Raw genomic sequence first — 26,279 nt, forward strand, 5'->3', positions numbered from 1 at the left:
GCTGCGAATCTTTTTATGTATGATTTGTTCATTTTTGAATGTATCCTCTTAGAGTTCGATCTTCCTGATTCTTTTCGTTTCATCATTAACATTTAACTGAAAACTTTTTCAACGAAATTGACGATCATATTTAATCTGCGATTCCTGCTCTCTAAAACAATTTAATGTACGCAAGTATCGTTTAGCCGATTTTAAATATTCAGCTAGTGGTTTTTTTTCTCCAAGATAAGTATAATAATTAGCTAACACGACTCTTTTTACCTCGTCTTTAGTGATGGTCTCTAATTTTAGCTTTTTGATGGTTTCTTTTGCAATTTTAACTGGCATTTTTTGTAAGAAAAAGTAATTGACCAGCGCATGTATATGTCCCCCCTTGGATCGGTTCTCTTTGATTAACTCATCACAACGTTTCCTTATGTCCCTTTTCCCTTTGTTGATCTCATCTGCTGAGAGTTTACCATCAAAAATCGGTGGAAATAATGGAATCTCATAACGATCACTTAATCGATTACTGATTCTTCTACTTGCACCTATGGAAATCAATGTATTTTCTATTTCTTTCCTTTGCCAGAGCCAATCATCCTTTTTTTGTACGATATGATCACAATACTTCTCAATGATGCTCACCTTTAATGCATCTGAAGAAACCGGCAAAGAAAAATCAAACGCATCAATCACATGAAGTGTTTCCTTTAGTGGTCTCTCTGTAAATAATAGAAAATGAACAATAGCCTTCATTCCTTTTTCATTACCTAAATCCTTTAAAAACGAGTGACAACGATTCAACTGTCCAGATAAACGTCCAGTTTTGGGGAATAACTCTTCATTTACATGGTTATTGATCAATGTAACTAATTCTTGATTCGCCCCCCTTAAGGCAAGGGCATTTTCACTTGATTTTTTCCACTCAATGAGCCCTAATTTATTAAAAGATGCTTGGCACTCCTTAACAAGTCTTACTTCTTCTTTGATAGTCAAATAACTATTATCAAGAACAACATTTACTTTTGAAGGGATTTTTGTAAAAATTTCCTCAAGAATATCTGGAGGCAGCTCTTGAAGCACGAGATAATTCCGTGTTGCCAATGGCTCAAAACGTTCACAACGTTGGACTACTTCGTCAATGAGTTTTTGAGACGACTTCATCTTCAAAGAAGGAAGCAAGGTGACATTTAGTATCTTACTCAATTGATCGATCTGCGTTCGATTCATTCCTCGTAAAACAAGATATTCCTCACATTCTTTCTTTCCAACAGTTCCCTCAGATCCTATCAACATCGATTGGCACTTGTACACTTTCTCGAATTGTTTCTGTAAATAAAATTTATTGATAGTTTTAGGAAACCTTAGATCTCTAAAAATTTTATCAACATACTTGGGCGCTGTATTTTGTAACAATAAGTATTTTTGAATCGCTACAAAGCCTCTTTTTGGTCCTAAGTCTTCTAAAAAAGAATTGCACCGATCAACTAATGTGCTAATTGCCCCTCTTTTAGTCATATCTATCATTGGGAATATTGATTGATCGATGTATTCATTCATTTGATGAAGCTGTTGTAAACTAGGATAAGTTAAAATAAAATAATTCTCGAATTTTTTTCTGCCCATTTCTGATCCCGATTCTCGAACAAATTGGCTATATTTTCTATATCTAGTTAAACAAAAATGGAAATTTTTTCGATCCTCATCATTCATAGAATCTTTTATTCGCTCTATGACTTCGATATTGATTGCAGGAGGGAAATCTTCCAACATAAGGTAATTATTGACTGATTTAACTCCATTTACTTTGTTTGGATACCAGTAATTTAAAAAACTTTGGCAATATTTGACTGCTTTAGTTATTTTCTCCTCCTTTGATAAAGGTTCATCTTTCAAGGAAGGCAATAAATTGATGTTTAAAATTTCTCCTATCCGATTGAAAAATTTACGATCTACTCCTTGTAGAACTAGCCGATTTTCTACTTCTGTTGCCCCCATATTATTACAATAGAGCGTTTCAACGAGAAGATCTTTATACTCTTTTTGATTGATTGTCTTGGGTAATTGAACTTCATTAAGTATATCCTTTGCTCTGTCTGCTGATGTATTTTGCAACAATAAATAATATTGAACAGCTAGTAATCCTTCTGTCTCACCGAAATCCTCTAAAAATACATTACATCTTTTGGCCGTCAAAGTAATTTGTTTAGAGTATCTGGAATTCTCCCATGTAGGAAACAAAAATTCTCCAATTGTTGCACTTATTTTGTTGTATTCAGATCGAGGAAGTTCATTTAAAATGAGTTGATTTTCAATTGCTTTTATCCCTTCATTTGTGCCATATTTGACCAATGTTTCATTGAACTTTTTATGTAATTGTTTTTTCTTTTCTATCTTTTTAAAAAATCCATGTTTGTTCACAGTTCCCTTAAAAACTAGTCCTTCAACAATTTCTTTAGTCAATTCTGGACTCAGGTCATGTAACACAAGATAATTTGTAATAGCTTTTTTTCCTATCGCACTATTAAAAACATTTAGTAGCGATTGACAGTATTGAGTGGCTTCGTTAACTATCTCTTGCTGGGTTTTATTCTTAACTATTGGTAAGAAATCCACCTTCTTGATTTGACTGACTGTCTCTATAGACTTTCGATTTGCCCCTTCCACTAATAAATGGTGTTCGATACTTCGTTTTTCATCTATCTCTTTGATTTTCTCTAATAAATAGTAAACATAACTATCCCTATCCAAATAGAACAAAGTTCTTTTCATTTCTCTTTCCCTTCTCGTTTATTCATTGAGCTTAAGTATAAAGTGGAAAATAGGGAGAAATGTTCCTTTTTTTTCAAAAAAAAAAATTTATTGAAATCCCCTAATAGAAAAGCCGCTTCAACTAACGAATGAATCCCATCCGCAACATCAACACAAAAAAACGGTGTGCAAGTGTTCGTTCTTTGAAATGGATCTGATGTTTTGGAGACAGCAAATAGTGTCTCCAAAGCATCAGATCCATCCAATCGAACGGAGCTTACACAACCGTTATTCGTCTCAAGCTAAACAATAACCCCATTTAAGTATAGATCGATCAAAGTCGCCACATCAAAAGGCTGTTCCTCTGAATGACCAGATTCAGTAATATAAGGGGCTAGCAAAAGGAAAAAATGTTTCGCTGCCAGTTCCTGTGTGACGTTTTTTCGTAATAGTTGTTGATGATTGGCAAAAATCTTTTCAAAAGGTTCCCGATAATTCTTTTTCCATAAACAAAACAAATGATTTCTTGTTTCAGCTGAAAGATTGAGCTTCAAATCATGCAGCATCATAAACAAATCAATGAGATGGGTTTCGATAAGATATTCAGCCATCTTAGTCAACGTTTGTTGAAAATCATCGGCACCCGTTGCGGCGATCTTCCTCAAATCGTCCCCTACTGTTTTCAAATGTTGTTCCAGAACTGCCTGGTAAAGTTTTTCTTTGTCACTAAAGTAATGATAAAGATTGGGTTGGGTAATCCCGGCGTTCTTAGCAATTTCACGAGTAGACGTGCCGAGATAGCCTTTTGACATAAACAAATGATTGGCTTCATGTAAAATCTTTTTTTGCGTGTCTTTGTTATAGCGATGAACCACATACACACCTTCTTTTTATGCTTATTCTGTTTTTTCTTGAAAAACACCGTCTTCCATCATAAACACTTTATCACATTTGTCAATCAGGCGTGTATCATGAGTGACCATAATGATGGCTTTATTTTTTTCTTTCGATTCTTTCGCTAAAATATCTACGACTTCTCTTGCTTTTTCTGAATCTAAACTGGCTGTTGGTTCATCTGCTAAAATAATGGACGGATCGTTGTAAAGCGCTCTAGCAATGGCGACTCTTTGCCGTTCTCCTCCTGATAATTCTTCTGGATATTTGTTGACCAATTCGGCAACACCTAACTGTTCAAATAGTTCATTCGCTTCTTTCTGACGATTCTCATGTTTGACTTTATCCACTAATATCAATTGCTTTTTGACCGATAAAAATGGAACCAAATTAGACGCTTGTAAAATAAATCCGATTTCCTTAAAACGTAATTTTACCCGCTGATTCTCAGGTTGAGCACTAAATTCTTGCCCATTGATCAAAACAGACCCTTTACTAGGCGTTTGTAAGCCACCTGCAATGGTCAAGAAAGTACTTTTTCCTGAACCAGAAGGACCGATGATCGCAACAAATTCGCCTTTATCTACACTGACATTGGTTTTTTTCAGTGCGTGGACGATTTGATCACCATCTTTGAAATTCTTTTCGACATCTTTAAATTCGATTGCTTTCATTTTTTTCATCTCCTAACCAATTGCCTTCAACGGATCGATTTTTACAATTGCTCGTACCGAAAACAGCGCACCTAAAATCGCTACCACTAACATCAAGACACTAATAACCCCGAAAAATAGCCAATTACTTTGAAAAGGTACGGTATCTGGTAAAAGGAACGAGGTCCCCACTGTTCCCAACAAGCCAAGACCGATCCCAAAGAATGAGAGTAAGAAGGTTTGGGCCACTACTGAGCGAGCGATGAACCCTCCTGTCATTCCTTGCGCCTTCAAAACACCAAAAATATTGATTTTTTGCATGGTCAACACATAAATGAAAATTCCGATTACAATCGCTGCAATCACGATCAAAAAGCCGATCATAAAACCAAAAGTGAGTACTTGCGCACTATAGCCAGGTAATTCATTGATAAATTTAGAAATGCTGATTTTTTCAAGATCATTTGGTAAATCATCTATCTGCCCTCTAACAACCACCGCGTTGATTCGAGCATTCTCACTTGTATCTGTTTTTTCAAAACGAATTTCTTGGTAAGCATCAAGTGTTGTATATAAAACTGGCGATACATTGAACTTCGCATTTTCGGTAAATCCAGTTAATCGAAAGGTTTTGTCACTACCAGAAAGTTTAACTGTATCGCCAATTCCTAGACCATACTCTTCTTTTAAGCTAATATCACCCACTGCTTCATCGTTCCCAACAAAGGCCTTACCTTCAACAATATTAGGCATGATAAATTGATCTGGATCAATACCAAAAAAACTCACATTGATTTTTCCTGCCTCATCGTTGTCTTTACTGGTTACGACCCCTGGTGTTTGTGCTAAGTAAGCCACCTTATCCCCTTTTACTTCTTGCGCTGTCTTTTTCGTGATCATTGACATCCCTAGGTTCGTATTGGCATCTTTTGACAGTACAATATAGTCTGCCTCCCACTTATCGACAGCCGTTCGGTTATCTTGTGCCAGTCCATACGCTAAACCGGTTAAAAAAAAGACCAAATATGCAATTAAAAACATCACCCCAGCAACCAACGCATAGCGTAATTTTGAATGTATGATTTCATTTAATGCTAAAAACATCTAACTCCTCCTTTAAAAGTTTATCAAACAATAATACAAGTTTATCACTTGATAAATTTTTAGAGGAATAATCTGCTCACAAAAAAACGGTAAGGCTAAATAAGTTTGCCTTACCGTTTGATTATCGCTATAAAACTGGTTAATATCTTGTTGAAATATTCTTTCCTAAAACAAGCACAGTCGTTCAAAAATGCTATCCAAAATCACTATCTGTTCCTGCTGTTTTGCTACTTAATCCCTATTGATAAACCGATTTTTTGTCTTAACACATGAAACGATTTTCTCTCAATTTTGCGTTTTTGATGTCTTCAACAGTTTGAGTTCCAGCTAATTGCATGACCATTTCAAGTTCTGTTTTGAAAAAATCAAATACTTGTTTGATTCCTGTACTTCCACCTAAAGAGAGTCCATAAATGGCTGGTCTACCAATGGCAACTAAATCAGCTCCTGAAGCAATCGCTTTAAAGACATGTTGCCCTCGTCTAACACCGCTATCAAATACGATCGGTACACGTTTATCCACAGCTTCAGCTACATAGCGTAATGAATCAAAAGAAGCTGGACCCCCATCTAACTGTCTACCACCATGATTGGAGACCCAAATCCCTTGTGCACCAGCATCAAGAGAACGATACACATCATCTTCTGATTGCACCCCTTTGACATAAACTGGCAACTCTGAATGGGTCGTAATAAATTCGATATCTTTTGGACTTAATTTTTGTTTAGACGATTTATAGACTGCATCCATCGTTTGACCGACTCCCGATTGGTAAGCTTGAACGATTGGCATAGGCAACGGAAAAGTAAAACCATTTCGCCGATCTGTTTCACGATTTCCGCCAACTGTTGCATCAGCTGTTAAAACAACCGCCTTTGCTCCGTTTCTTTTTGCCATTTCCAAGATATCCAAGTTGATCCCATCGTCCTTACTCATATAAAACTGAAACCACTGAGGAGCTTCAGGACCACCAGCTGCTCTAATTTCTTCCAAGGTACAAGAAGCGTAAGAACTAGCTGTATAGATCGTTCCAAATTCTGATACTCCTTTAGCCGAAGCTTTTTCAGCTTGTTCATGGGCTAATCCATGCGCTGCTACTGGTGCCATAATGATTGGTGCGGCTAATGTTTCATCAGAAAAATAGGTCGTTGTATCAGGTAATTCCACATCTTTCAAAACATGAGGGATAACCAATTGATGATTAAAGGCTTTTTGATTTTCTCGATAAGTAAACAAATCCCCTGCACCACTACTGATATAGCCATATCCACCACTAGGGATTACTTGAGTAGCTGCTAATTCCAGATCTTCCATATTGATGAAATCAATCATCCCTTCATGTGTACCAGCTTGATAAACTTTTTCCATAATAAAGCCTTCTTTCTCTCGAATTAAGAACCATGAATTTTATGATAGCGTTTGCATTATTATCGTACCTCTCAAAAATGATACAGGCAAATAATCTGTTTGAACTCTAGCAGTAAAGTAGTAGTAAAATAATAGAGAGATTTTCTAGGAAAGCTTCAATATTATGGTTGAAAAGAAGAGACTAAGCCAAAACCTGCCTCAGCCTCTTCTAGTATCTCTAAAAACAGGCTTACTTCTATCCTCTGGAAAACGCCCTAGAAGAAAAAGGTATAGATTGTCAGAGGGAACTCCTGCTTCATTTGCGATGCTTATTTTTCTGGAATATAAGCTTCTCCTTGAGCGAATAGCACTGCTTCTCCACCAATCATGATCCGCTCCCCTCGTAACTCACAATCAAGGTAGCCACCTCTTGGTGAAAGCTGATGGGCAATCATTTTTTTCTTACTTAATTTATTTGCCCAATAAGGAATAAGATTGGAATGAGCAGAACCGCAAACGGGATCTTCATTGATCGTTAATTTCGGGAAAAATGTACGAGAAACAAAATCTTCCTTCTGACCACGTGCGGTTACGATCACGCCAACGCCCAAATCAAAATTTTTAATAGCTGAAAAGTTTGGTTGCAACTGTTTTACGGTTTCTTCATCTGTCAGTTCCAAAAATAAATCTCGCGCTAAATAAGCAGCTTTGATTTTTGCACCGATCGCTTTTTCGTATTCAGGTAAAATTGCTACTTTTTTAGGCATGATACTTGGAAAATCCATATAGTAAGTTTCTTGTTGTTTTGTCACAAGAAGTTCGCCACTTTGACTAGTAAATTTGATTATTTCTTCCTCTACCCCATAATAATTGAACAAAACAAACGCTGTTGCTAAAGTAGCATGTCCACATAAGTCGATTTCACGATCCGGAGTAAACCAACGTAACTCATAGTGTTCCTCCTTTTTGACAGTAAATGCTGTTTCAGATAAGTTATTCTCAATAGCAATTTTTTGCATCACTGTATCTGGTAACCACTTCTCTAAAACGTAGACTGCTGCTGGATTCCCTTTAAACACTTCTTGTGTGAATGCATCAACAACATAATAACTTAACTTCATTTTATTCAGACTCCTTAACTTTTTGATAAATATATTCTGCACAACATAGATCTTCAATCGCTAAGCCAACGGCATCAAAAATCGTGATTGTTTCTTCTTGGTCTTTTAATAATCTTTTTCCTGAAACCAATTCACTTAACGAGCCTGAGATCGCTGATTCTGATAATTCTCCTTCAGCAATCGGAATCAGTAGATCCCCACTTTCTTTCATTGCAGCTTCATAATCATCGACATAGATGGCACTGCTTTTCATCAACTCACTAGTAATTTCACGTGTATCTGGTGTAAACGTACCAATAGCATTGATATGCGTACCAGGAGTTAGCCATTCTTTTTTCAAAAACGCCTCTTTACTAGGTGTTAGCGTACAAATGATCTCAGCTTGTTCCACTGTTTCTGCGAGTGTTTCTCCACTTGAAAATTCAATTTCCGGGTATGCTGTTTGCATTTCCTCAATAAATTGTTGACTTCTTTCTTTACTCAAGTCATAGACAGATACTTTATTGATTGAACGTATAGCACAGATCGCATTCAAATGCGAGCTTGCTTGTTGTCCAGCCCCGATTAAAGCTAATGATGCCGCTTCTTTTTTCGCCAATATATCAGTGGCTAAAGCGGAAACTGCAGCGGTACGAATCCAAGTGACTGCATTCGCGTTGATTAGCGCTACAGGTACACCGTTTTTAGAATCAAATAATAGAATTTCCCCCAAATGTGAAGATAGTCCTTGTAAATGATTATCAGGAAATGCAGTAATGATTTTTGCACCAAAACAACGATCTTTACCAAGATAAGCAGGCATCATCGCAAAAACATTTTTGTTTTTACCATCTGGCAAAATCTCTACCATACGTGTATTTTGACTAATTTTTCCTTCGCCATAATCGCTAAAACACTGACGCATTACTTCAATTGCCTCTTGAAAATCTAATCGTGATACTGCTTCTTCAAAATCGATTTTTCTCATAAAAATCTCCCCTTCACATCCATATATTATCATTGAATTATATACATTCAATAGTATAATTGTATGGAATACAATTTTAGAGGTGAATAAAATGCCCATAAATTCTTATGAAGATTATCCGATCACTTGGCGACCTGATAAAACAAAATTAACCCGCCCCATCTATAAATCTCTGATCCAACAGTTAGAAGAAGATATTCTTACAAGTAAGTTACAAAAAAATACCCAACTTCCTTCTCAGAGAGAATTAGCCGACTATTTAGATATCAATTTTACAACTGTCGGTCAGGCCTATAAATATGGTATTGAGAAAGGTCTCTTATACACCAATATTGGAAGTGGTACGTTCGTTTCCCCTAATGCTTTTACTTCAATCACGATTTCAACCAATCAAGTAGCTGAGCATGTGATTGATTTTGGATTAGTTAGTTCTTTTGAAGACTGCAACCATCTTGTCCTGCCTTTTATCCATTCAGTCAGTCTCAACCCCAATATCGTTGGTTTATTGAATTACCGTGACCCTATGGGAACCAATTTTCAATTAAAGACAGCAGTCGAGTGGTTACAAACTCAAGGGGTCCAAACAACGATTCATCATACCGCAATCGTTTCTGGTGTTCAAAATGGTCTTGCTGTGACACTTGCCGCCTTTTTTTCTCCTGGAGATCGAATCGCTATTGATCGATATACCTATTCCAATTTTATTGAGTTAGCGCATTTGTATCACTTAGAAGTAGTTCCGATCGATTTTGACCAAGAAGGAATGAAACCTGAATTATTGCTACAAGAGTGTCATAAAAAGAAAATAAAAGGGATTTATCTGATGCCTTCTTGTAATAACCCCATTGGTTTTCAACTGTCTCTCCAACGGCGTAATGAATTGAAAGCTATTATTTCCAAAGAAAAGTTATTAGTTATTGAAGACGATATTCATTCTTTTTTAACGACCCATTTTCAACAACAAGTTTTGCCACCGTTTCAACAGCTGCTACCTGATCAAACTATTTACTTGTCAGGAATGACCAAATTCATTTGTTCAGGTCTTCGTGTAGCCTATCTTGTATTCCCAGAACGTTTAAGAGAACGAATTGAACGTGCAATCTTTAATATAAACGTCAAAACATCTGGTTTAGATGCAGAAATCATCACTCAAATCTTGCACTCACCAGAAACAGTCCAGAAAATTTTAACAACAAAATTAAAGCGAACAGCCGAAGCAAATGACTGCTTTGATGCGTATTTTGATTTACCCCGCCCTTCGAATCCTTATCCTTATTATCGAAATATTCCGATCCGAGCCGATATTTCTCCCTTAGATGTAGAACAACATTTTTTGAACAAAGGGATAAGAATTTATCACTCGAATCGCTTCACTAGTCAACAACAAGCTGATCCTTTTATCCGAATCGCCTTATCATCCAATCATTTGGAGATTTTAAAGAAAGGATTACGGATCATTAAAGAAGAAATCGATGCTTATTTATGATTTTTTAGTTTCTATTTTTAGGTATACTAAAAAAATCATTCAATCACTGGCAAACAAGAGAAGATCCATCACTCCCTTGGTTTAGAACGTCTTCTCTTGTTATTGCGGTTCATCATTGAATCGATCATTTACTCGTAGTAAAAAAGTTTAGCACAACTTCATGCTCAACTTTTTTACTTCCTTAAGTAAGCCATTCGAATTGATTCGCCGTTCTTTCGATCACTTGGATAGCTGTCTTGACCCATGTTCCTTTAGAAACGTGACTTAAATGACTTGCATAACTTGTAGTCAGCTGTTTCAACGTTTGTTTCTTCTGTTGAAGTGTTTGTTTGGTCAACTTTTTTCTATTTTGTGATGTGGCATGACTTGGTGTTGCAACAATAAGCCGAATGAGTTGTTTTTCCAATGTTTTTTGTAATTCTTCAAACATGTTTTTCTCCCATTTCGTTTTTATTAGTTGTTAAATTCTTTCTCTAAAGTGGAATACTTCTCTACTAATGGACATTTAATGCGACATTCGATTATTCTTTTATCTCTGCGAAAAATCCCTTCCGCCTCTTCTTTGCTATCATTTAACAGACGATAGAACTGTTTTCTGTGGGGGGAAACATCAAAAAATGAAAAATCATGGAACTGGTTTGCTAAGTGATTTAAGTAATGATCAAATTTACTTTTCTCGTTCTTTAGTTGGTCGAGTTGATTTTCTAATTGTTTTTTTTCTGAATATAACTGTTTTTCCATAGGTTGAGACTGTGCTTCACCTTTTTTCATCCATAACCCCTCCATTTTATGAAAGATATTGGGACAATGTTTTATCTGTCATCACCTGTTCTTCAATGGTGGTAACTATCTGTTTCAGCAGCGCATCTAATTCATGTTGGACCTTTTGCAATAGGGTTAGTTGTTGTTCATAGGTAGCCACTGGCTGACGGACTAGTGTGTACTCTGTCACCTGGTTTTCTGCCAGAATAGCCATTTTTTCGGTATCATTCAAATGTTCACCCCAGCGGTTCGTATCCCGTTTCGTCTGGCTCCAAAGAAGATTAGCCTGTTCAATCTCCTTGTTTAGCCACTTGACCACTGTGTCTATCTCAGATTGAATCGCTTGTTTGTATCCCAAGGTAATCGTTTTCGCTTGCATCGCATCTAAAAAAATCTCTTGTGAAGAAGAAATTCCTTTACCGCTGTGACGAAAATGATGATGAATCTCAGCGAGCCGATCCAACTCTTTGCTTGTCTGATGTTTTGCTAATTGGATAATCCCTTTAGACTGTGTCACTAGATTCCCATCTTGATCAAATAAATAGCCGCCCAACATATGCTGTTTGCCCAACTTCACTTTTTTAGATGTTACTTCAATTACTGTGCCCACTTGTTTTTTTGTCAGTGAATACCCGATCGGTACTAAATCTCTTGTATCAATAAAATTGAAAATCTTCCTTTCATTCGTTAGTTTATCTGCCGCTGCTTGTTGTCTGGGATTTAAAATACTGTAAATGTTGGGGCCTTGGTAGAGATATACTCCCTCTAGCCGATCATGAAAAGCAGTCGGCAAATCTGAAATAGCATATTGGCCGTTCATTGAACCTAAAGAATGGCCGTATACTGAAACTTTGGCATTGGGATACATTTGCATGGTTTCTTGTAATGTATGGGCAGCAGACTTTAGTTGCGGCATCGCAGTTGCTCCTCCTGCATTGATCACTTGGACAGCCGTAGGAAGATTATTTACTCCCCAATCTCGCCATACATCTCCAGGATTTACCAGTATTTTATTGATCCCTATCGAGCCTTGATAAAGGATAGTTATCTGTTTCACTTCTTTTGGCTTTTGCACTTTTGGATTTCCGTCGGTAATGATAAAACTTTTTTCTCCACTTTTTTTGTTATCTATTATCTTTGATACATAACCATATGTTTGACGATTCACTGAAATTTTTTTGTTCACTTCGAGATTCATATAGCTTTGGCTTATCATTCTTATTCTCTCTTCATCAGTCATCCTCATGACTGATCCGCTCTCTCAATCAGCCTATCTAGTTTTTCTGAGAGAACTAATCCATCATTCACTAATTGGTTCCTGCGCTCATTGACTACCAATCCTAATGTTAACTCTTTATCTTGATTAATGATCAATTCAACGTTGATTCCTCCTAAACGATTAGGTTCAATACTTTCGTAATCAATTTCATACGAATGGACGATTCCTTCAGCTGCTAATGCTTTGGGATCTAACCGTTTTAACTCAGATTCGATCAGTTGCGCTACTCGGTCACTCTTAATCATATTGACCATTTCTTCATTAAGCTGCTTTTGTTTCATGTACACAATCCCTCCGATTATGATTACTGCTATCCCTAAAATTTTCATTAAACGATACAACATTTTTTGTTTTTTCATAAATCCTCTTCCTGTTTTCTATCTATTTGACCAACACGTTCGTCATTGTCTTTTCATAATAGAGATACGCAAGTACTTGAAGATTTTTGTCAGATAAACCCAATTTTTTTGTTGATCTGGTTTCTTTTACGATTCATGCTTTTGGTTTGATGAATTAGCCGAGTACACTCGTGACTTTCATCATGGGTAGTTCCTGCTCAATTAGAAGAATGTAAACAAAAAAACATAGATTTGGAACAAACGTTGTTCCAGATCTATGTTTTTCTTATCGATTAAAGTAAGGAAAAAATTATTGTCTTCGTTCCTTAAGAAAATAGTTGCATCAAAAATCCTGAAATGATCAAGACGATTGCACCGCCTAAACGATTTCCCATTTGCGCAAAAGCAATTAGTTCCATTCGATTAGCCGCAGATAATACTGCTACGTTCCCTGTACCACCCATTGAGTTGTTACACAATCCAGCTGTAATGGTTGATTCAACTGGGTACAAACCGAACAAACGTCCCACGAATCCTGAAGTGAGCGAGATTGCTACAACACTTGTCAAACATAAAACAACGAATTGCCAAGTTAACGCTGAAGCTAAGACATTTAGATTCAATAGCGCAATCCCTATTCCTGCAAGGACAGCTGCTGTTAAATTCTTAACGATCAGATTATTGAACATAATTGCTGCATCCTCATAATAATCAGGTAAGAGATTTGTAATTTTACAAATCACGACAATGATAATCATGAATGCATACGCATGGATTTTTGGCACAAAGTAGTTGCCGATTTGTCCTAAAATAAAGAATGTCAATGACACCATTAGACCTACACCTAATTGGGGGATCGATGGTTTCACATTCCGTGGTTTACCGTCACCAAGATCGCCTTTTGCCATAAGTTTGCCTTCACCATTCAATTTAGGCATTGATTTTCCTGCACGAGCAACCAAAGCTGCTCCAATGATGGCTAAGACATTAGTCATTGCTGTAGCTGGGAGTAATTGAGAAATAATAGAGGAAGCATTCGTTCCTAAGACGTTCGCATAAATCGTAGATAATGGAACTGCGCCAGCTCCAACTCCTCCAGCCATTGCTGGTAAAGAGATATACAGTACGGAACGTCCAAACCCATTACCAATTAACATTCCAACTAGACCAACAGCAAAAAACGAGACAATCATTGAAATAAGTGCTACTGGAATGAAACGTACCGATGCTTTCATTAGTAAATTACGGTTCATCCCTAAAATACTCCCAGTGATTAAAGCTGCGATATAAAAATCTAAGAAACCCATGTTACTTACAAAATTTTCAGTAGCTTTCACCACGTATTCTGGTAATATACCAAAAGTCGCAATTGCAGCTGAGGCAAAGATCGCAAATACGGAACCTCCACCTAGATAACTTCTAACGATTGGGATTTTTGTACCAATAAAATGAAATAAATTCCCGAATATCACTAGAACAGCGATCGGACCAATCATATTCGTTGGTAATTTCCCAAGTGCCATTGCAACGATCAGGACTAATACCATAATAAAATAGATAGGAAGACTTACTCCAGTAATCTTAGTTGTCCAAAATCCTTCTTTTGTTTTTTCTTCAACTTTTGTAGTTGATTCTTCTCTTTGTGTCATTCATACAGATCCTTTCTGAATAAAAAAGCACGGTGAAAGGCTGAGGTACGTTGAAAAATAGTTCAATATCTGATTTTTATAGCTTCTTCATCAGGTGATTCCCATTTTTCACCTCGTTGCATCTAATCAGCTGCTTTCCTTTCACCGATTAACGTACTCTGTGTATGATTGTGCTCAACTAATCCTTCATTCACTTTGTTTTAAAAATTTGGTCAAGCTTATTTGTCTAACTCTTGGTATTCTGGTACCCATTTAGCAGATTCCACTGCTGCTTTGATATCAGTGATTTCTTCACGATTCAATTTTTGAGAAACAACAGATTTCGCTACTGTTTCTGCAATTGTTTGAGAAAATTCAGTGATCTTCGCAACTGGAGGTAAAATTGCTGCGCCTGGTTTTGTAACATCAACGATTCCACCTAATGCACGACTTGCTTGAGAAATGATCTCAGCATTCACACGTGTAGCCGTTGAAGCAATCAAACCAAGTCCTAACCCTGGATACATCAACGCATTGTTTGCTTGTCCGATTTGATAAGTTACTCCTTGGTATTCCACGTCTGCTGCCGGAATCCCAGTTCCTACTAATGCTTTCCCATCAGTCCATTCAATTAAATCTTTGGCTTTCGCTTCCGCTAATTTCGTTGGATTAGACAATGGCATGATGATTGGACGTGGTGTATGGCTTGCCATTTCCTTAACGATTTCTTCCGTAAACGCACCTGGTTGAGTCGATGTCCCAATCATGATTGTTGGATGAATTTCTTTTACGACCGCTTCTAAAGTTGTTAGTTCAGCAGAATTAGTAAATTCAGATCGTTTTCGAGCAAAAGGAATTTGTCCTGGAGTCAAACCTTCTGTATCTTCAAATAATAACCCTTGTTTGTCTACTTGATAAAAGTGTTTTCGAGCTTCTTCTTCTGATACACCTTGACGAATCATTTCGTCTAATAGAATATTGGCAATACCTACGCCCGCAGTACCGGCTCCAAAAGTCAAAATAGTTTGGTCTTTCAATGATTCTCCAGAAATATTCAGTCCACCTAGTACACCAGCAAGAACAACAATCCCTGTTCCTTGGATATCATCATTGAAAGTAGTGATTTTATCTTCATATTTTTCTAAGATCGTTGCAGCATTTCCTCGTCCAAAATCTTCCCAATGTAGTAATAGTTCTGGGAAAAGATCCGTTGCTGCATCAACGAATTGATCGATAAATTCATAATATTTTTGTCCTGTCACACGACGATGGCGATTTCCTAAATACAATGGATTATTTAGTAATTCTTCATTATTTGTTCCTGCATCAATCGATACAGGTAATACTTGGGCAGGGTTGATTCCAGCAGCTGCTGTATAAACCATCAATTTACCGATCGCAATATCTACACCATTGACTCCCCAGTCACCCATACCTAAGATTCCTTCTGCATCAGTCACCACAATCAAGCGAATGTCTCGACCGTCCGCAGCATTTTGTAAACTTGCTTTGATATTTTCTGGTTCATCAATTGAAAGAAACGCAGCATCTTGCGGTTTTAAGAAAATTTCATTGTATTGTTCGATTGAATCCGCAACGACTGGATCATAAACAACTGGCATAAACTCAACTAAATGTTGTCCCATTAATTTATAGAAGAGTGTCCGATTTGTATTGAATAAATTCATTAAAAAGATCCGTTTTTCAAGATCACTTTGTTTACTCAAATATTGTCCGTATGCTTGAATCGATTGTTCCTCTAACGTTTGGACTGTGCTTGGCAACATACCTGTAATCCCATATTTCGCACGTTCTTCTTTCGTAAAAGCTGTTCCTTTATTTAAAAATGGATTATTTAATAAGTTTAATCCTGTCAACATAGCTAATTCCTCCTAGGTTTTAGTAACAAGGGAAGTATAGGCGTGAGAAAAGAATATAGTCAAAACTAATACCTACCATAAATTTTATTTATATGTCACTTTTCCTTATAAACTATATTTTTATGAGCATTGCATTTGTATGACACTCTCGTTGAATACAATGACTCGCTTTCTGGCTCCATGACCAAATGAAGGAACGACCAACTACCGCGATTCACTTTCTTATTGTGTTGGTTAAAAAAATAAGATAAGATGAGAAAAATCTTTTGATTGGGGAAAATAAATGAAAGTATTTATCACAAGACAGCTACAACCTGATACCAAGCAAACGATCCGTGAATTGAAAGAACAGATCGAACAGCAGCGTCACTGCCAGTTTAAACTAGCTCCTGATTTTGCTGAACAAACGAACGACCAGATCCGCCATGTCCTTTGTTTTAAAGAAGAGACACTTATTGCCTATGCTTTTTTAAGTTTTTATGATGAGAGCGAACTAGAAGTGACAATGATCGTGCATGAAAATTTGGCTTGTTTACAACAACTACTTGACGAAATGATGGGATTTGCTCAAACCATCGGCCGAACAACGATTCTTTACATCACTGATCCACATGACCTTTTTTTGAAAAATTACATTGAGTCGAAAAAAGAATTGAACAAACAGTTTACTGAGTATCGGTTGATTCTTCAGCCAAACAAATTTAAACAGCTAGATTCTCCTTATCGACCACAAAAAGCTACTCTAAAGGAATCTTCCTTAATTGCCCAACTCCAATTAGGAGAAATTGGGGCAACGGTTCCTCCATTGTCATCTGAAGATTTAGAGAAAACAGTTGTTTTTCATAAAGAAAATCAACTGATTGCTTGTGCCCGAATCGAAGAGGATCTATCTTCCTATGGTATCTACGGCTTAGTCGTAGCACCGGTTTTTCGTGGTCAAGGGTTAGGTAAACTTTGCTTGAACCGTTTGATCCAAGAATTATTAATCAAAGAAGAAAAAGAAATTTATTTAGAAGTCGATGCAACCAATCAAATTGCATATGATTTATATGTAAACATGGGCTTTGAAAAGAAAAGTACATTTGATTACTATGTTTGCCAACTGACTAAATATTGAAAGCTGTCACTCCAAAGTATCACTAGAAATAAAACAGTTTTTCAGTTAAGGAATGCTCTATATAGAATGGCTTTATACGTTTTGATGTTGGTGAAGTTCACCAACATCTTTTCATTTTTCCCCCTTCATTTCCCTCATTTGATCCCTCCAGTAAAGAAAAACAATCAAATGTGTCCTCAATAAATATCCTATTCCATTCCTCACATCTACTAAGTCCTAATTCAGTTGTTTTAGCATTCAAATTTCCCCTACTAGAAATGTGTCCTCCATTCTTATGAATCCAGTCGTTATACTAGTCACTTCTTATTTTTTTCGACCAACTATTATTCTCTAATAATAAAAACAAAGAACCCTATCAAAAGACTAAATTCTATCATTGACATTAGTACGAATTCGTATTATTATCATAAGTACGAATTAGGATTATAAAGGAGAGGTTCATAAATGGCTGAAAAACACACGAATCAACGAATTGGAAAAATAACTTCTACACTTGATGGTGTTTATTGGAAAATTTCAAAATTATCTGGTGTCAAAGAAAATTTATTTTGGCTCTTATATGTTTTAGACGATGGAGAATTCCATTCACAGAAACAAATCTGCGAGGATTGGTCATTTCCCAAAACAACAATCAATACGCTGATCAAAGAATGTGAATCAGATGGATACATTACTCTTAAAAATATTCCTGGGAAAAAACGTGAATTACAAATCTGTTTAACTGAAAAAGGTCTCCTCTATGCCCAAGAAGTATTAAAACCGGTATATGAGATTGAAAATAAAGCCCTTCAAGAAACTATGAAAATTGCACCAACTTTTATTGATGATTTTGAGAGATTTTCCAATGAACTCTTTTTCTCTTTAGAAGATTACTTAAAAAGGAGAAATGAATCATGAAAAAATTATTTTCCTTCTTAAAGTCATATTATAAAGAAACTATAGTAATGATCTTATGTGTTTTCATACAAGGATTTGGAACATTATATATCCCTACCCTCACTGCAGATATTGTGGATAATGGTATTCTTCAAGGGGATTTAGATTATATCTGGAAAATTGGTACACTGATGATTTTGGTAGCACTTACTATCATGAGTTTTTCCATCTTTGGTACTTATCTTTCTTCAAAAATTTCTGCCTATCTAGGCCGTGACCTTCGAAATGCGTTATTTCAAAAAGCACAAAATCTATCAATAGATAAATTCAATGATTTCGGACCAGCTTCAATGATCAGTAGAAATACCAGCGATGTAACAAAAATCCAAGAAGCTTTTTCTTCATCAGTTGAAATGCTCTTACCCGCTCCTTTCATGGCAATTGCTGGATTAGTTCTCACTTTTTCAAAAGATACTGGTTTAGCAATCAGCATCATGGGAATCATGGTGGTCATTCTTTTCTTAGCTTTTTTAATTAGCAAAAAAGCGATTCCTCTTCTAGCAAAACAGCAAACGCTTTTTGACAAGATGAATAAGAATATTAGGGAAAAAATTACTGGTGTCAGAGTCATTCGTGCCTTTAATCGTATGGACTATGAAAAGAGCCGTATGGATAAATCCTTTTTTGACTACAATAAAACAGCAGTTAGTATAAATAAACTATTTGCCATCCTCATGCCGATCATTACGCTTATCATGAATTTTTCTACATTGTTGATTGTCTATCTAGGAAATATCAGGGTAACCAATGGATCAATGCAATTAGGAGATATCATCGCCGTCATCGGATACTCTTCTATCATTCTTATGTCATTGATCATGGGACTTGCAGGAATCACTAGCCTTCCGAAAGCAAAAATAAGTGCTGATAGGATACTAGCTGTTTTAAATGCTGAGGAAGATGATTCCTCAGAGACTTCTATCAATGACACTGCTGAAGTAACGGAAGTAATCAAATTTGATAAAGTGTCTTTCCGTTATGCAAATGCTGAAGAACCAGTGTTGGAAGACATTAGTTTTAGTGTAAAGAAAGGTCAAACTACAGCTATCGTTGGAAGTACAGGTTCTGGAAAATCAACAATCGCAAGTTTACTTATGGGGTTTTATCACTCTTATACAGGAACTATTTCCTATAAAGGGAAAAATATCAAAAATTTATCTAGTGCAGCCCTCCGAGAGGAAATTGGCTATGTGCCTCAAAAAGCTTTTTTATTCAGTGGCACGATTTTAGATAATCTTAAACATGGTAAGAAAGATGCAACAGATGAGGAAATCACTCATGCTTGTAAAATTGCTCAGGTCAATGATTACATTAACAGCTTAAATGATAGATTTGAAACATCAGTAGCACAAGGAGGAAATAATTTTTCTGGTGGACAAAAACAAAGACTAGCCATTGCACGTGCATTAATTAAAAAGCCTGAGTTATATGTATTTGATGATAGCTTTTCAGCCCTAGATTATAAGACGGATGCGAAACTTCGGTCACTCTTGAAAAAGGAAACAAGAGAAGCCGCTATGATTATTGTAGCTCAGAGAATCAATACAATTATCGATGCCGACCAAATCATTGTTTTGGACGAAGGTAAAGTAGCAGGTATTGGCACCCATCAGACTTTATTAGAGACTTGCTTACCTTATAAACAAATCGTTGATTCTCAGTTTAGCAAGGAGGATATCGCATGAGTAACACGACCGTAAATGGAAATCCATCAAAAATAAAGAGTGTGAAAAAAACAACTTCTCGTCTGTACACTGATCTCATGGGACAAAAATGGAAACTACTATTAACTCTTATAGGTGTAGGGATTAGTTCGTTACTGAGTATAATTTATCCTTTGTTATTAGCTCAGGCTATCAATCTTATTGCCCAAGAAGTTCAATTACCTGTACAAACAAGTAACGCATTTACAATAGGCATACACTCAATGAATACGTTGCTGCTATTGCTAGTTGGTATTTTTTCCGCCAGAGCTTTGTTTAGTTATCTGCAACAATATGTCTTGGCAAGTGTTGCAGAAAATGTCACGCTTTCAATGAGAAAACGAATTAGTGAAAAACTGAATAGAGTGCCACTTCGATTTTATGATACACATAAAAAAGGAGATATATCCAGTCGTATCACTAGCGACCTTGAAAAAGTTTCGACAACCTTACAAGATGGAATTTCTCAACTGCTTTCTTCATTTGTAGCAATGATTGGTGCCTTGTTCATCATGTTTATGATTAGTCCTTTGCTGTCTTTGATTGTACTAGGCACTGTGTTCTTGAGTCTGGTAATTGCTTCAATGTTCACGAAAAAAACACAGGTTGCTCATGCTGAGAACCAGAAAGCTTTGGGAAACATGAATGCTCAGATCGAAGAAGCATTCACAGGAAATATAATTATTAAGGCATTTAATATCCAAGATGAAATGATTCAGAATACTGCGTCTTTAAATGAAGATCTGTGTCAGAAAGAAAAAAAAGCAAAGTTCATTACTTACGTCATCAATCCAATCATCCAATTTATGAACCATTTAGGCTATGTTGTAATCGCAATTGGCGGGGCAATTCTTGTTTTAAATGGAAGTATTTCAATTGGGTATATTCAAGCGTTTTTACAATATATTGAAAAAGTATCTGAATCAGTGTCTACATTTGCCTATATCTCTAATTCACTTCAAGGAGCTATTGCCGCTGCTGAGCGGATCTATCAAATAGAAGATGAAATAGAAGAAATTCCTGAAACGAACAAACGCATTAGCTTACCTAAAGTCAAAGGACAAATGCGTTTTGAAAATGTTCGTTTCGGCTACAAAGAAGACATGATGTTGATGGATAACATTAATATTGATGTTAAAGCGGGAAGTAAAGTAGCCATCGTTGGTCCTACAGGCGCTGGCAAAACAACATTAGTTAACTTAATCATGAGGTTTTATGAATTAAATGGAGGTAAGATTTCTATCGATAATGTCAATATAACGGAAATGACTCGTCAAGAATTGCGTTCGATCATTGGGATGGTTCTCCAAGATACTTGGCTATCCTCGGGTACTATTGCTGAAAATATTGCTTATGGAAAAAGAGATGCTCCAGAAACTGAGATTATCAAAGCCGCTAAAGCTGCACGAATCGATCATTTTATACGTACCCTTCCTGATGGTTATCAAACTATCTTGGATGATGAAACATCAAATATTTCTGTTGGACAAAAGCAATTACTAACTATAGCTAGAGCTATTCTTGCAGATCCAGCAATTCTAATTTTAGATGAAGCAACGTCTAGCGTAGATACACGTACGGAAGCTGAAATTCAAAAAGCAATGGATGCCCTGATGAAAAACCGTACTAGTTTTATCATCGCTCATCGCCTTTCAACGATTCAAGATGCTGATCATATTCTGGTCATGGACAAAGGAACGATTATTGAACAAGGGAATCACGAAGAATTGATTCTTCAAAATGGGTTCTATGCTGATTTATATAATAGCCAATTTGCAGCCTAATCTAAGTGCTTGGTATCAATGCTCTTTCGACGAATGAAGAAACTAAATTATTGCAAGTAACGTATGGAGGAAGGTATGAAGATTTCAACAAAAAATGCGCTAACAAATGAACAAATCAAAACGGTTATATACAAACAATTTAAATATTCTGAAGTTACGAGTATCAAGCAATTTAAGGAAGGAACGCTGAATACAGTCTACCTAATAAAAGGCACCCAAGAATTACGCAACGGAGTAGTATTAAAGACTGCACCTGACGAAAGTGCTGGTTTACCTTTGTTAGAAAAAGGCGGACTTTACACAGAAGTTTATGTTTATCAGTTGCTCCAAGATCATCATGTCCCTGTACCCAAAATGTATGCATATGATTTTTCAAGAAAAGTGATTCCTTATAATTACATTCTATTAGAGTGTGTTAAAGGAAAAACTTGGTCCAACTATTTTTCTAATTACTTGCTTTTAAATAAATCAAGACCTGAATTGATGAAAAAACTCGGGAAAATCAATGCTAAATTACATGGGATTGAAGGCAAATGGTTTGGCTATATCAAAGAAGAACGTCATTATCGTTACACATCTTGGAGTGAAGCATTCACAGCTATGGTTAGCGATTTGTTAGAGGATGCTCGAAAGCACGGGTACAAAATTCCGTATACTGAAATCTTATCTGCTATAGAACAAAGAAAAGAACTGCTGGATGAAATTCAAACACCTAAGCTTGTTAATTATGATATGTGGACTGGAAATATATATTTAGCGCCCAAAAAAGAAAAGTTGACTATCTCTGGTATCATTGATTTTGAACGATTCTTTTTCGGAGATCCATTAGCCACATTCCCTTCATTCATGTTAGATAGATTAGAAAAAGATCCAAATTTCATCTCAGGTTACAGTAAAGTGATAAATGATCATTTTACGTTTAGTCAAGAAGATAAGATTAGGCTTGTACTCTATGATATCTATACTCATTTGGTAGAAATAGCATGCACCTATCGCTATCCGAAAATTATAGCGGAAATATACCGATACTATCTAAATTCAAAAATTAAAACCTTTTTAAAAAAATTGAGCAAAAATGAATATGTTATCAAATAAAGAAAATTCCAACTACCAAAAAGGATTAAAATACCTTAAAAAGATGAGTCTAACCAATCTATCTTAATGAAATATTTCTTGAAACCAAAAAATTAGGATGAATATAAAGGGTGAGGAAGCTTATGAATAAAAAAATAAAATTTCGTTTTGAAAACAATCAGTCTAATGATAGTTCATATGAAAATAAACAAATAAAATGGAGTTCATTAAATAAGACCGCCAAAACTAACGGTCAACTATTTTTCATAAGTGATATTGATAAGTTAGAAATGGACATACAAAAATTTGCCTATGTGATTGATAAAAAAATTGTTGAATCTGAAGAAAATGCTTTGACTTTTCTGAGCAACAATCCTGAACGAATCCCTTGGTATATCAAGAAATTAAAAGAACAATATGAGAATTGGAAAAGTTCATCAAAATAAGGGCTTGCGAATACTCTAAGCAATTGAGAATTTCTCTCTTGCTTGGAGTATTTTATTTTTCAGAAGAAACACATATTTAAATACCTGTTATAACTCTATTCTTCTATTGTATTAGATGACATACATTCATCAGTTGGCTGTTAACAAAAAAAGGACACCGATGGTTAACCTTAGCCAAGCGACTAAAAATAAAGCAATTAAAAAACTTGCAGCACATCTAAACATTTAATGAACTTTGTTTGAGTGTTTATAGACACAAAAAGAATAGGATACACTTCATATTCGATTACAACAAAAGTGTCCAGAAATCCCTCCATTTCTGGATACTTTATTTTTTAGAAAATCAATTCATTTCGTGTTCTGTCATTTTTATGTTTAATTGCCATAGTTTTTTCTAATTATTTGTCATATTCATAGACAACAATAGCCACAAAAGCAACTAATTTTGAAGATAGATTGAGATATTTAAAAATCAATCATGGAAAATTAGTTTCTTTTGTCACTTAGCGCTGAATATTTATGTCATTTATCTAGAAAAATGACACATAAGTATTCAAAACTATTTAGATATACTCAAATTATTGATCTGAAGACAATAACATATTTAGCAAATAAAAAAGCAGATCCTACTAGTGAGAGATCTGCTTTTCCTGATTTGTGTATTATTTTTTTGGAAGAAACGATGTTTTTGAAGAATAATTTATCTTCTACTTTTATGTTAGCATATAACATATTATAAACAATCAATACTATAAACTATTACCACTTTAGTTCCTCAGATCTAGGAAATTTTTAATTTCAATTATTATTTTAAGGTTGAACTCCAATTTCATCTGATTTTATAAAACTTTGGAATGCCGGAATTTGCTTAAAAGCTCTTGGATAACCTGGACTAGCATTTATACTGGATATTTTCATTGTTAAGTCTACTTGGGATACGCCAAATATTGGCAATAAACTTCTTAAATTCGATTTATTTTTTAGCAGAGTAAGTACTTTTATGTTTCCGTTTAATCTGTCTAGAAAAATATACAATATCGGAAACCAGGTATACGTATCTATAAGTGGATTTATCTTACTCACATAATATAAAAACATATCAGCCTCAATCATCGAATTAAATTCTTTTTCAGTAGTTCTTTTCTCCATTTTTTCAGCTATTATTGAAACTCTGCCACTGCCTCTTTGAATTTCTCCACCCAATATAATCCGAGGTGGTATCCTCAAAGCAACAAAATAAAAATTATTGCGCTCAGATTTACTATAAAATATATGGTTTAATATACTTGATAAATTATCCCATCTTTTAAACTTAATAAATACTGACGTTGTATATATGAACAATTCTGTCAATAAGAATTTTGCTGCTTCTGGAGCCAACATATCTTGTGTTTCCATTTGCATAATTTTATTGTAAAAGTCTTCAAAAAATTCACTAATAAATTCCGAGTCAACACTCTCTTCCTGTACAAAAACATTCAATACTTTTACGAATGATTGACGAAATGGAAGTGACTCATCTACCATTCGTAAAGCAGCAGCATCATAAGATTCACCAGAATTTTCTTTTACTTCAAGCTTATCTAGTTCTTCAATAAAAATATCAAAATAATCTTTAAGTGCAAAAACAACTCTTTTTGTACCTTTACTTAGCGCATACTCTACATCATCAGCTTTTCTTTCAATCTTAAAAGTGTTGATTCTATCTTCAACAATATAAGAAGGTGCCTTACCTAATTTTGGTTTTGTACGTAAAGGTTTTTCATATATATCTCTAACAAGCTGTTCGAGTCCTTGCTGATATACTTGATCACTAGATAAATCAATATATATACGTGACTTAACATAAGTAGGTAAAAAAGCTTTCCCAGTATTCTCATCTTTCTCAAAAATAATCGGTATAAATTTATTTCCCCTAAATCTTCGTATAAAGAGGGGGTAATAATTTGAGTTTCCGCACCTACACCCCCTTGTCTTTTATTTGCTTTTTCAGCATAAACTCTATCTGTTATAATTAGCACTTTGTCCAAAGAAGAATCAGTAACTATTTGTTCCATAAATTCATATTTATCTTGTCCAGGCTTTAAATCCCATTCATCTAATATTACGTCTATACCTAGATTCACTAACTCTTCAGCTAATCGTATTACCTTTTCCTTGTGTTCTTCATTTGACCAACTATACGATATAAACACCTTTTTTGTTTTAATATTTTCCAACAGTATTTCCCCCAATGAATATGTAATTAATACTATATATTTAGCATAACTTACTCCTTCTATACCTAATATAGATTATATATAAAGGATAAAAATAAAAAACTTCTACCCTCATAAAAAAACAGAAGCTTTTAAACTTAATAAAAACAAGTAATTCCTAATTTCCTATAAAAGAAACAACAAAAAGAGAGACAGCAAAAATAAGACTATAAACACCTAATTTTCTTTCATTCTCATACGCTTTTTCATCTAAGTCTAAAGGGAATGAACAAACGTTCAATGGATTATCTGGATGTTCTTCTAAATAATCATTCCAAAAACTATTCCGTTCTTTCAAACTAGGTTGTGTCAATATAAAAATAGAAATTAAACAGAAAGTAAGAGACAATAACACAAACGATAGATTTACATCTTTTGTAAAAAATGCAATTATAAACATCGCTATCATCCCTATAAATGAACCGATTAGAGCAGTCATTTGAAGGTTATGTTTCAAACCACTATTAAGGTATAGCTGTTGGTAGTTAAATATTTTTATTTGACGATATTTGAGATCTTTCTTTGTGAGTTTTGGAAAACTCTTCTTTATATATTGTTTTTTCCTAAAGTTCAATCTATGCTGTACTATAGTAAATTTCATTATCATAATAAAACTAACAATCATAGTAATTAACATAGCCAGAGAAAAAATAGAAAAAATTAATTTAATGAATGCCATTTGTTCACCTCAATATTCTTATAAAAAATAATTATAACAAATATTAACTATGTAAACATTAATCTATAATAATTTTTTCTTTTTTGTTT

At 35.2% G+C, this 26,279-nt stretch carries 23 protein-coding genes; 7 read left to right on the forward strand and 16 right to left on the reverse strand.

Translation table 11 applies throughout. The annotated features are described in order from the left end of the window. Nucleotides 1-108: 108 nt before the first annotated feature. The 7 genes from IGK81_RS09700 to IGK81_RS09730 form a co-directional block, all read right to left on the reverse strand. Complete coding sequence (locus tag IGK81_RS09700; protein ID WP_232622381.1) at nucleotides 109-2,754, reverse strand: hypothetical protein; 2,646 nt, start codon at nucleotides 2,752-2,754, stop codon at nucleotides 109-111. A 281-nt stretch (nucleotides 2,755-3,035) separates the two neighbouring features. Then, nucleotides 3,036-3,608 (reverse strand): TetR/AcrR family transcriptional regulator, encoded by a 573-nt coding sequence (locus IGK81_RS09705; RefSeq protein ID WP_010738025.1) that lies wholly within the window; start codon nucleotides 3,606-3,608, stop codon nucleotides 3,036-3,038. Between the two features lie 21 nt (nucleotides 3,609-3,629). After that, nucleotides 3,630-4,301: an ABC transporter ATP-binding protein gene (locus IGK81_RS09710; RefSeq protein WP_010718656.1), complete on the reverse strand. Its 672-nt coding sequence runs from the start codon at nucleotides 4,299-4,301 to the stop codon at nucleotides 3,630-3,632. A 12-nt stretch (nucleotides 4,302-4,313) separates the two neighbouring features. Further along, nucleotides 4,314-5,384 (reverse strand): ABC transporter permease, encoded by a 1,071-nt coding sequence (locus IGK81_RS09715; RefSeq protein WP_010738026.1) that lies wholly within the window; start codon nucleotides 5,382-5,384, stop codon nucleotides 4,314-4,316. Between the two features lie 262 nt (nucleotides 5,385-5,646). Beyond that, nucleotides 5,647-6,753: an alpha-hydroxy-acid oxidizing protein gene (locus IGK81_RS09720; RefSeq protein WP_034699072.1), complete on the reverse strand. Its 1,107-nt coding sequence runs from the start codon at nucleotides 6,751-6,753 to the stop codon at nucleotides 5,647-5,649. Nucleotides 6,754-7,061: 308 nt separating this feature from the next. After that, entirely contained in the window at nucleotides 7,062-7,853 is a 792-nt protein-coding gene (locus IGK81_RS09725; protein WP_431393394.1) for a PhzF family phenazine biosynthesis protein, read from the reverse strand. Nucleotide 7,854: 1 nt separating this feature from the next. Beyond that, nucleotides 7,855-8,820, reverse strand: a complete 966-nt coding sequence (locus tag IGK81_RS09730; RefSeq protein WP_034699067.1) for an ornithine cyclodeaminase family protein — start codon at nucleotides 8,818-8,820, stop codon at nucleotides 7,855-7,857. 91 nt (nucleotides 8,821-8,911) lie between these two features. Here IGK81_RS09730 and IGK81_RS09735 point away from each other — a divergent pair, with 91 nt between their 5' ends. Beyond that, on the forward strand, nucleotides 8,912-10,306 hold the full coding sequence (locus tag IGK81_RS09735) for a PLP-dependent aminotransferase family protein (RefSeq protein ID WP_010738030.1): 1,395 nt from the start codon (nucleotides 8,912-8,914) through the stop codon (nucleotides 10,304-10,306). Nucleotides 10,307-10,487: 181 nt separating this feature from the next. On the opposite strand, the gene IGK81_RS09740 is transcribed toward IGK81_RS09735, so the two are convergent. The 6 genes from IGK81_RS09740 to IGK81_RS09765 form a co-directional block, all read right to left on the reverse strand. Further along, a complete protein-coding gene (locus tag IGK81_RS09740) occupies nucleotides 10,488-10,736 on the reverse strand; it encodes a hypothetical protein (protein ID WP_034699064.1) in 249 nt (82 codons plus the stop codon). Nucleotides 10,737-10,759: 23 nt separating this feature from the next. Then, nucleotides 10,760-11,077 (reverse strand): hypothetical protein, encoded by a 318-nt coding sequence (locus IGK81_RS09745; protein ID WP_034699062.1) that lies wholly within the window; start codon nucleotides 11,075-11,077, stop codon nucleotides 10,760-10,762. A 16-nt stretch (nucleotides 11,078-11,093) separates the two neighbouring features. Beyond that, on the reverse strand, nucleotides 11,094-12,284 hold the full coding sequence (locus tag IGK81_RS09750; protein ID WP_225792582.1) for an Mbeg1-like protein: 1,191 nt from the start codon (nucleotides 12,282-12,284) through the stop codon (nucleotides 11,094-11,096). A 26-nt stretch (nucleotides 12,285-12,310) separates the two neighbouring features. Continuing rightward, nucleotides 12,311-12,706: a DUF1310 family protein gene (locus IGK81_RS09755; RefSeq protein WP_010718664.1), complete on the reverse strand. Its 396-nt coding sequence runs from the start codon at nucleotides 12,704-12,706 to the stop codon at nucleotides 12,311-12,313. 305 nt (nucleotides 12,707-13,011) lie between these two features. After that, nucleotides 13,012-14,334 (reverse strand): 2-hydroxycarboxylate transporter family protein, encoded by a 1,323-nt coding sequence (locus IGK81_RS09760; protein ID WP_034699057.1) that lies wholly within the window; start codon nucleotides 14,332-14,334, stop codon nucleotides 13,012-13,014. 218 nt (nucleotides 14,335-14,552) lie between these two features. Further along, nucleotides 14,553-16,193, reverse strand: coding sequence for a malolactic enzyme (locus IGK81_RS09765; RefSeq protein ID WP_034699054.1), 1,641 nt, complete (start codon nucleotides 16,191-16,193; stop codon nucleotides 14,553-14,555). A 283-nt stretch (nucleotides 16,194-16,476) separates the two neighbouring features. On the opposite strand from IGK81_RS09765, the gene IGK81_RS09770 reads away from it, so the two are divergent. From IGK81_RS09770 to IGK81_RS09795, 6 genes are all read left to right on the forward strand, one after another. Further along, complete coding sequence (locus IGK81_RS09770) at nucleotides 16,477-17,310, forward strand: GNAT family N-acetyltransferase (RefSeq protein WP_034699051.1); 834 nt, start codon at nucleotides 16,477-16,479, stop codon at nucleotides 17,308-17,310. Nucleotides 17,311-17,754: 444 nt separating this feature from the next. Then, the gene (locus IGK81_RS09775; protein WP_010718669.1) at nucleotides 17,755-18,207 is read left to right on the forward strand and encodes a MarR family winged helix-turn-helix transcriptional regulator; all 453 of its coding nucleotides are present in this window, start codon (nucleotides 17,755-17,757) and stop codon (nucleotides 18,205-18,207) included. Then, nucleotides 18,204-19,931 (forward strand): ABC transporter ATP-binding protein, encoded by a 1,728-nt coding sequence (locus IGK81_RS09780; protein WP_034699049.1) that lies wholly within the window; start codon nucleotides 18,204-18,206, stop codon nucleotides 19,929-19,931. Before IGK81_RS09775 ends, IGK81_RS09780 begins: the two co-directional genes overlap by 4 nt. Beyond that, nucleotides 19,928-21,733, forward strand: a complete 1,806-nt coding sequence (locus IGK81_RS09785) for an ABC transporter ATP-binding protein (RefSeq protein WP_034699046.1) — start codon at nucleotides 19,928-19,930, stop codon at nucleotides 21,731-21,733. The genes IGK81_RS09780 and IGK81_RS09785 overlap by 4 nt, the downstream gene beginning before the upstream one ends. Nucleotides 21,734-21,808: 75 nt before the next feature. Beyond that, nucleotides 21,809-22,828 (forward strand): phosphotransferase family protein, encoded by a 1,020-nt coding sequence (locus IGK81_RS09790; protein ID WP_034699044.1) that lies wholly within the window; start codon nucleotides 21,809-21,811, stop codon nucleotides 22,826-22,828. A 122-nt stretch (nucleotides 22,829-22,950) separates the two neighbouring features. Continuing rightward, the gene (locus IGK81_RS09795) at nucleotides 22,951-23,253 is read left to right on the forward strand and encodes a hypothetical protein (protein WP_010718673.1); all 303 of its coding nucleotides are present in this window, start codon (nucleotides 22,951-22,953) and stop codon (nucleotides 23,251-23,253) included. 810 nt (nucleotides 23,254-24,063) lie between these two features. On the opposite strand, the gene IGK81_RS09800 is transcribed toward IGK81_RS09795, so the two are convergent. The 3 genes from IGK81_RS09800 to IGK81_RS09810 form a co-directional block, all read right to left on the reverse strand. Beyond that, nucleotides 24,064-24,780 carry a hypothetical protein gene (locus IGK81_RS09800; RefSeq protein ID WP_412003926.1) on the reverse strand — a complete coding sequence of 239 codons (717 nt, stop codon included), beginning with the start codon at nucleotides 24,778-24,780 and terminating at the stop codon, nucleotides 24,064-24,066. A gap of 206 nt (nucleotides 24,781-24,986) precedes the next feature. Further along, the gene (locus IGK81_RS09805) at nucleotides 24,987-25,472 is read right to left on the reverse strand and encodes an SEFIR domain-containing protein (RefSeq protein ID WP_412003927.1); all 486 of its coding nucleotides are present in this window, start codon (nucleotides 25,470-25,472) and stop codon (nucleotides 24,987-24,989) included. A 157-nt stretch (nucleotides 25,473-25,629) separates the two neighbouring features. Continuing rightward, nucleotides 25,630-26,190, reverse strand: a complete 561-nt coding sequence (locus IGK81_RS09810; protein WP_034699039.1) for a hypothetical protein — start codon at nucleotides 26,188-26,190, stop codon at nucleotides 25,630-25,632. Nucleotides 26,191-26,279 lie beyond the last annotated feature (89 nt).

It is taken from the genome of Enterococcus sp. DIV0703 (assembly GCF_051711065.1).
Lineage (GTDB): Bacteria > Bacillota > Bacilli > Lactobacillales > Enterococcaceae > Enterococcus_B > Enterococcus_B hirae.

What these genes read in the sequence shown, in the direction of transcription:
- IGK81_RS09720 (WP_034699072.1), bottom strand. Translation starts at nt 6,753, where the DNA reads ATGGAAAAAGTTTATCAAGCTGGTACACATGAAGGGATGATTGATTTC.
- IGK81_RS09775 (WP_010718669.1), top strand. Translation starts at nt 17,755, where the DNA reads ATGGCTGAAAAACACACGAATCAACGAATTGGAAAAATAACTTCTACA.
- IGK81_RS09765 (WP_034699054.1), bottom strand. Translation starts at nt 16,193, where the DNA reads ATGTTGACAGGATTAAACTTATTAAATAATCCATTTTTAAATAAAGGA.
- IGK81_RS09755 (WP_010718664.1), bottom strand. Translation starts at nt 12,706, where the DNA reads ATGAAAAAACAAAAAATGTTGTATCGTTTAATGAAAATTTTAGGGATA.
- IGK81_RS09730 (WP_034699067.1), bottom strand. Translation starts at nt 8,820, where the DNA reads ATGAGAAAAATCGATTTTGAAGAAGCAGTATCACGATTAGATTTTCAA.
- IGK81_RS09795 (WP_010718673.1), top strand. Translation starts at nt 22,951, where the DNA reads ATGAATAAAAAAATAAAATTTCGTTTTGAAAACAATCAGTCTAATGAT.
- IGK81_RS09770 (WP_034699051.1), top strand. Translation starts at nt 16,477, where the DNA reads ATGAAAGTATTTATCACAAGACAGCTACAACCTGATACCAAGCAAACG.
- IGK81_RS09700 (WP_232622381.1), bottom strand. Translation starts at nt 2,754, where the DNA reads ATGAAAAGAACTTTGTTCTATTTGGATAGGGATAGTTATGTTTACTAT.
- IGK81_RS09735 (WP_010738030.1), top strand. Translation starts at nt 8,912, where the DNA reads ATGCCCATAAATTCTTATGAAGATTATCCGATCACTTGGCGACCTGAT.
- IGK81_RS09790 (WP_034699044.1), top strand. Translation starts at nt 21,809, where the DNA reads ATGAAGATTTCAACAAAAAATGCGCTAACAAATGAACAAATCAAAACG.
- IGK81_RS09800 (WP_412003926.1), bottom strand. Translation starts at nt 24,780, where the DNA reads ATGGTAGATGAGTCACTTCCATTTCGTCAATCATTCGTAAAAGTATTG.
- IGK81_RS09710 (WP_010718656.1), bottom strand. Translation starts at nt 4,301, where the DNA reads ATGAAAGCAATCGAATTTAAAGATGTCGAAAAGAATTTCAAAGATGGT.
- IGK81_RS09745 (WP_034699062.1), bottom strand. Translation starts at nt 11,077, where the DNA reads ATGAAAAAAGGTGAAGCACAGTCTCAACCTATGGAAAAACAGTTATAT.
- IGK81_RS09715 (WP_010738026.1), bottom strand. Translation starts at nt 5,384, where the DNA reads ATGTTTTTAGCATTAAATGAAATCATACATTCAAAATTACGCTATGCG.
- IGK81_RS09780 (WP_034699049.1), top strand. Translation starts at nt 18,204, where the DNA reads ATGAAAAAATTATTTTCCTTCTTAAAGTCATATTATAAAGAAACTATA.
- IGK81_RS09785 (WP_034699046.1), top strand. Translation starts at nt 19,928, where the DNA reads ATGAGTAACACGACCGTAAATGGAAATCCATCAAAAATAAAGAGTGTG.
- IGK81_RS09750 (WP_225792582.1), bottom strand. Translation starts at nt 12,284, where the DNA reads ATGATAAGCCAAAGCTATATGAATCTCGAAGTGAACAAAAAAATTTCA.
- IGK81_RS09725 (WP_431393394.1), bottom strand. Translation starts at nt 7,853, where the DNA reads ATGAAGTTAAGTTATTATGTTGTTGATGCATTCACACAAGAAGTGTTT.
- IGK81_RS09740 (WP_034699064.1), bottom strand. Translation starts at nt 10,736, where the DNA reads ATGTTTGAAGAATTACAAAAAACATTGGAAAAACAACTCATTCGGCTT.
- IGK81_RS09810 (WP_034699039.1), bottom strand. Translation starts at nt 26,190, where the DNA reads ATGGCATTCATTAAATTAATTTTTTCTATTTTTTCTCTGGCTATGTTA.
- IGK81_RS09760 (WP_034699057.1), bottom strand. Translation starts at nt 14,334, where the DNA reads ATGACACAAAGAGAAGAATCAACTACAAAAGTTGAAGAAAAAACAAAA.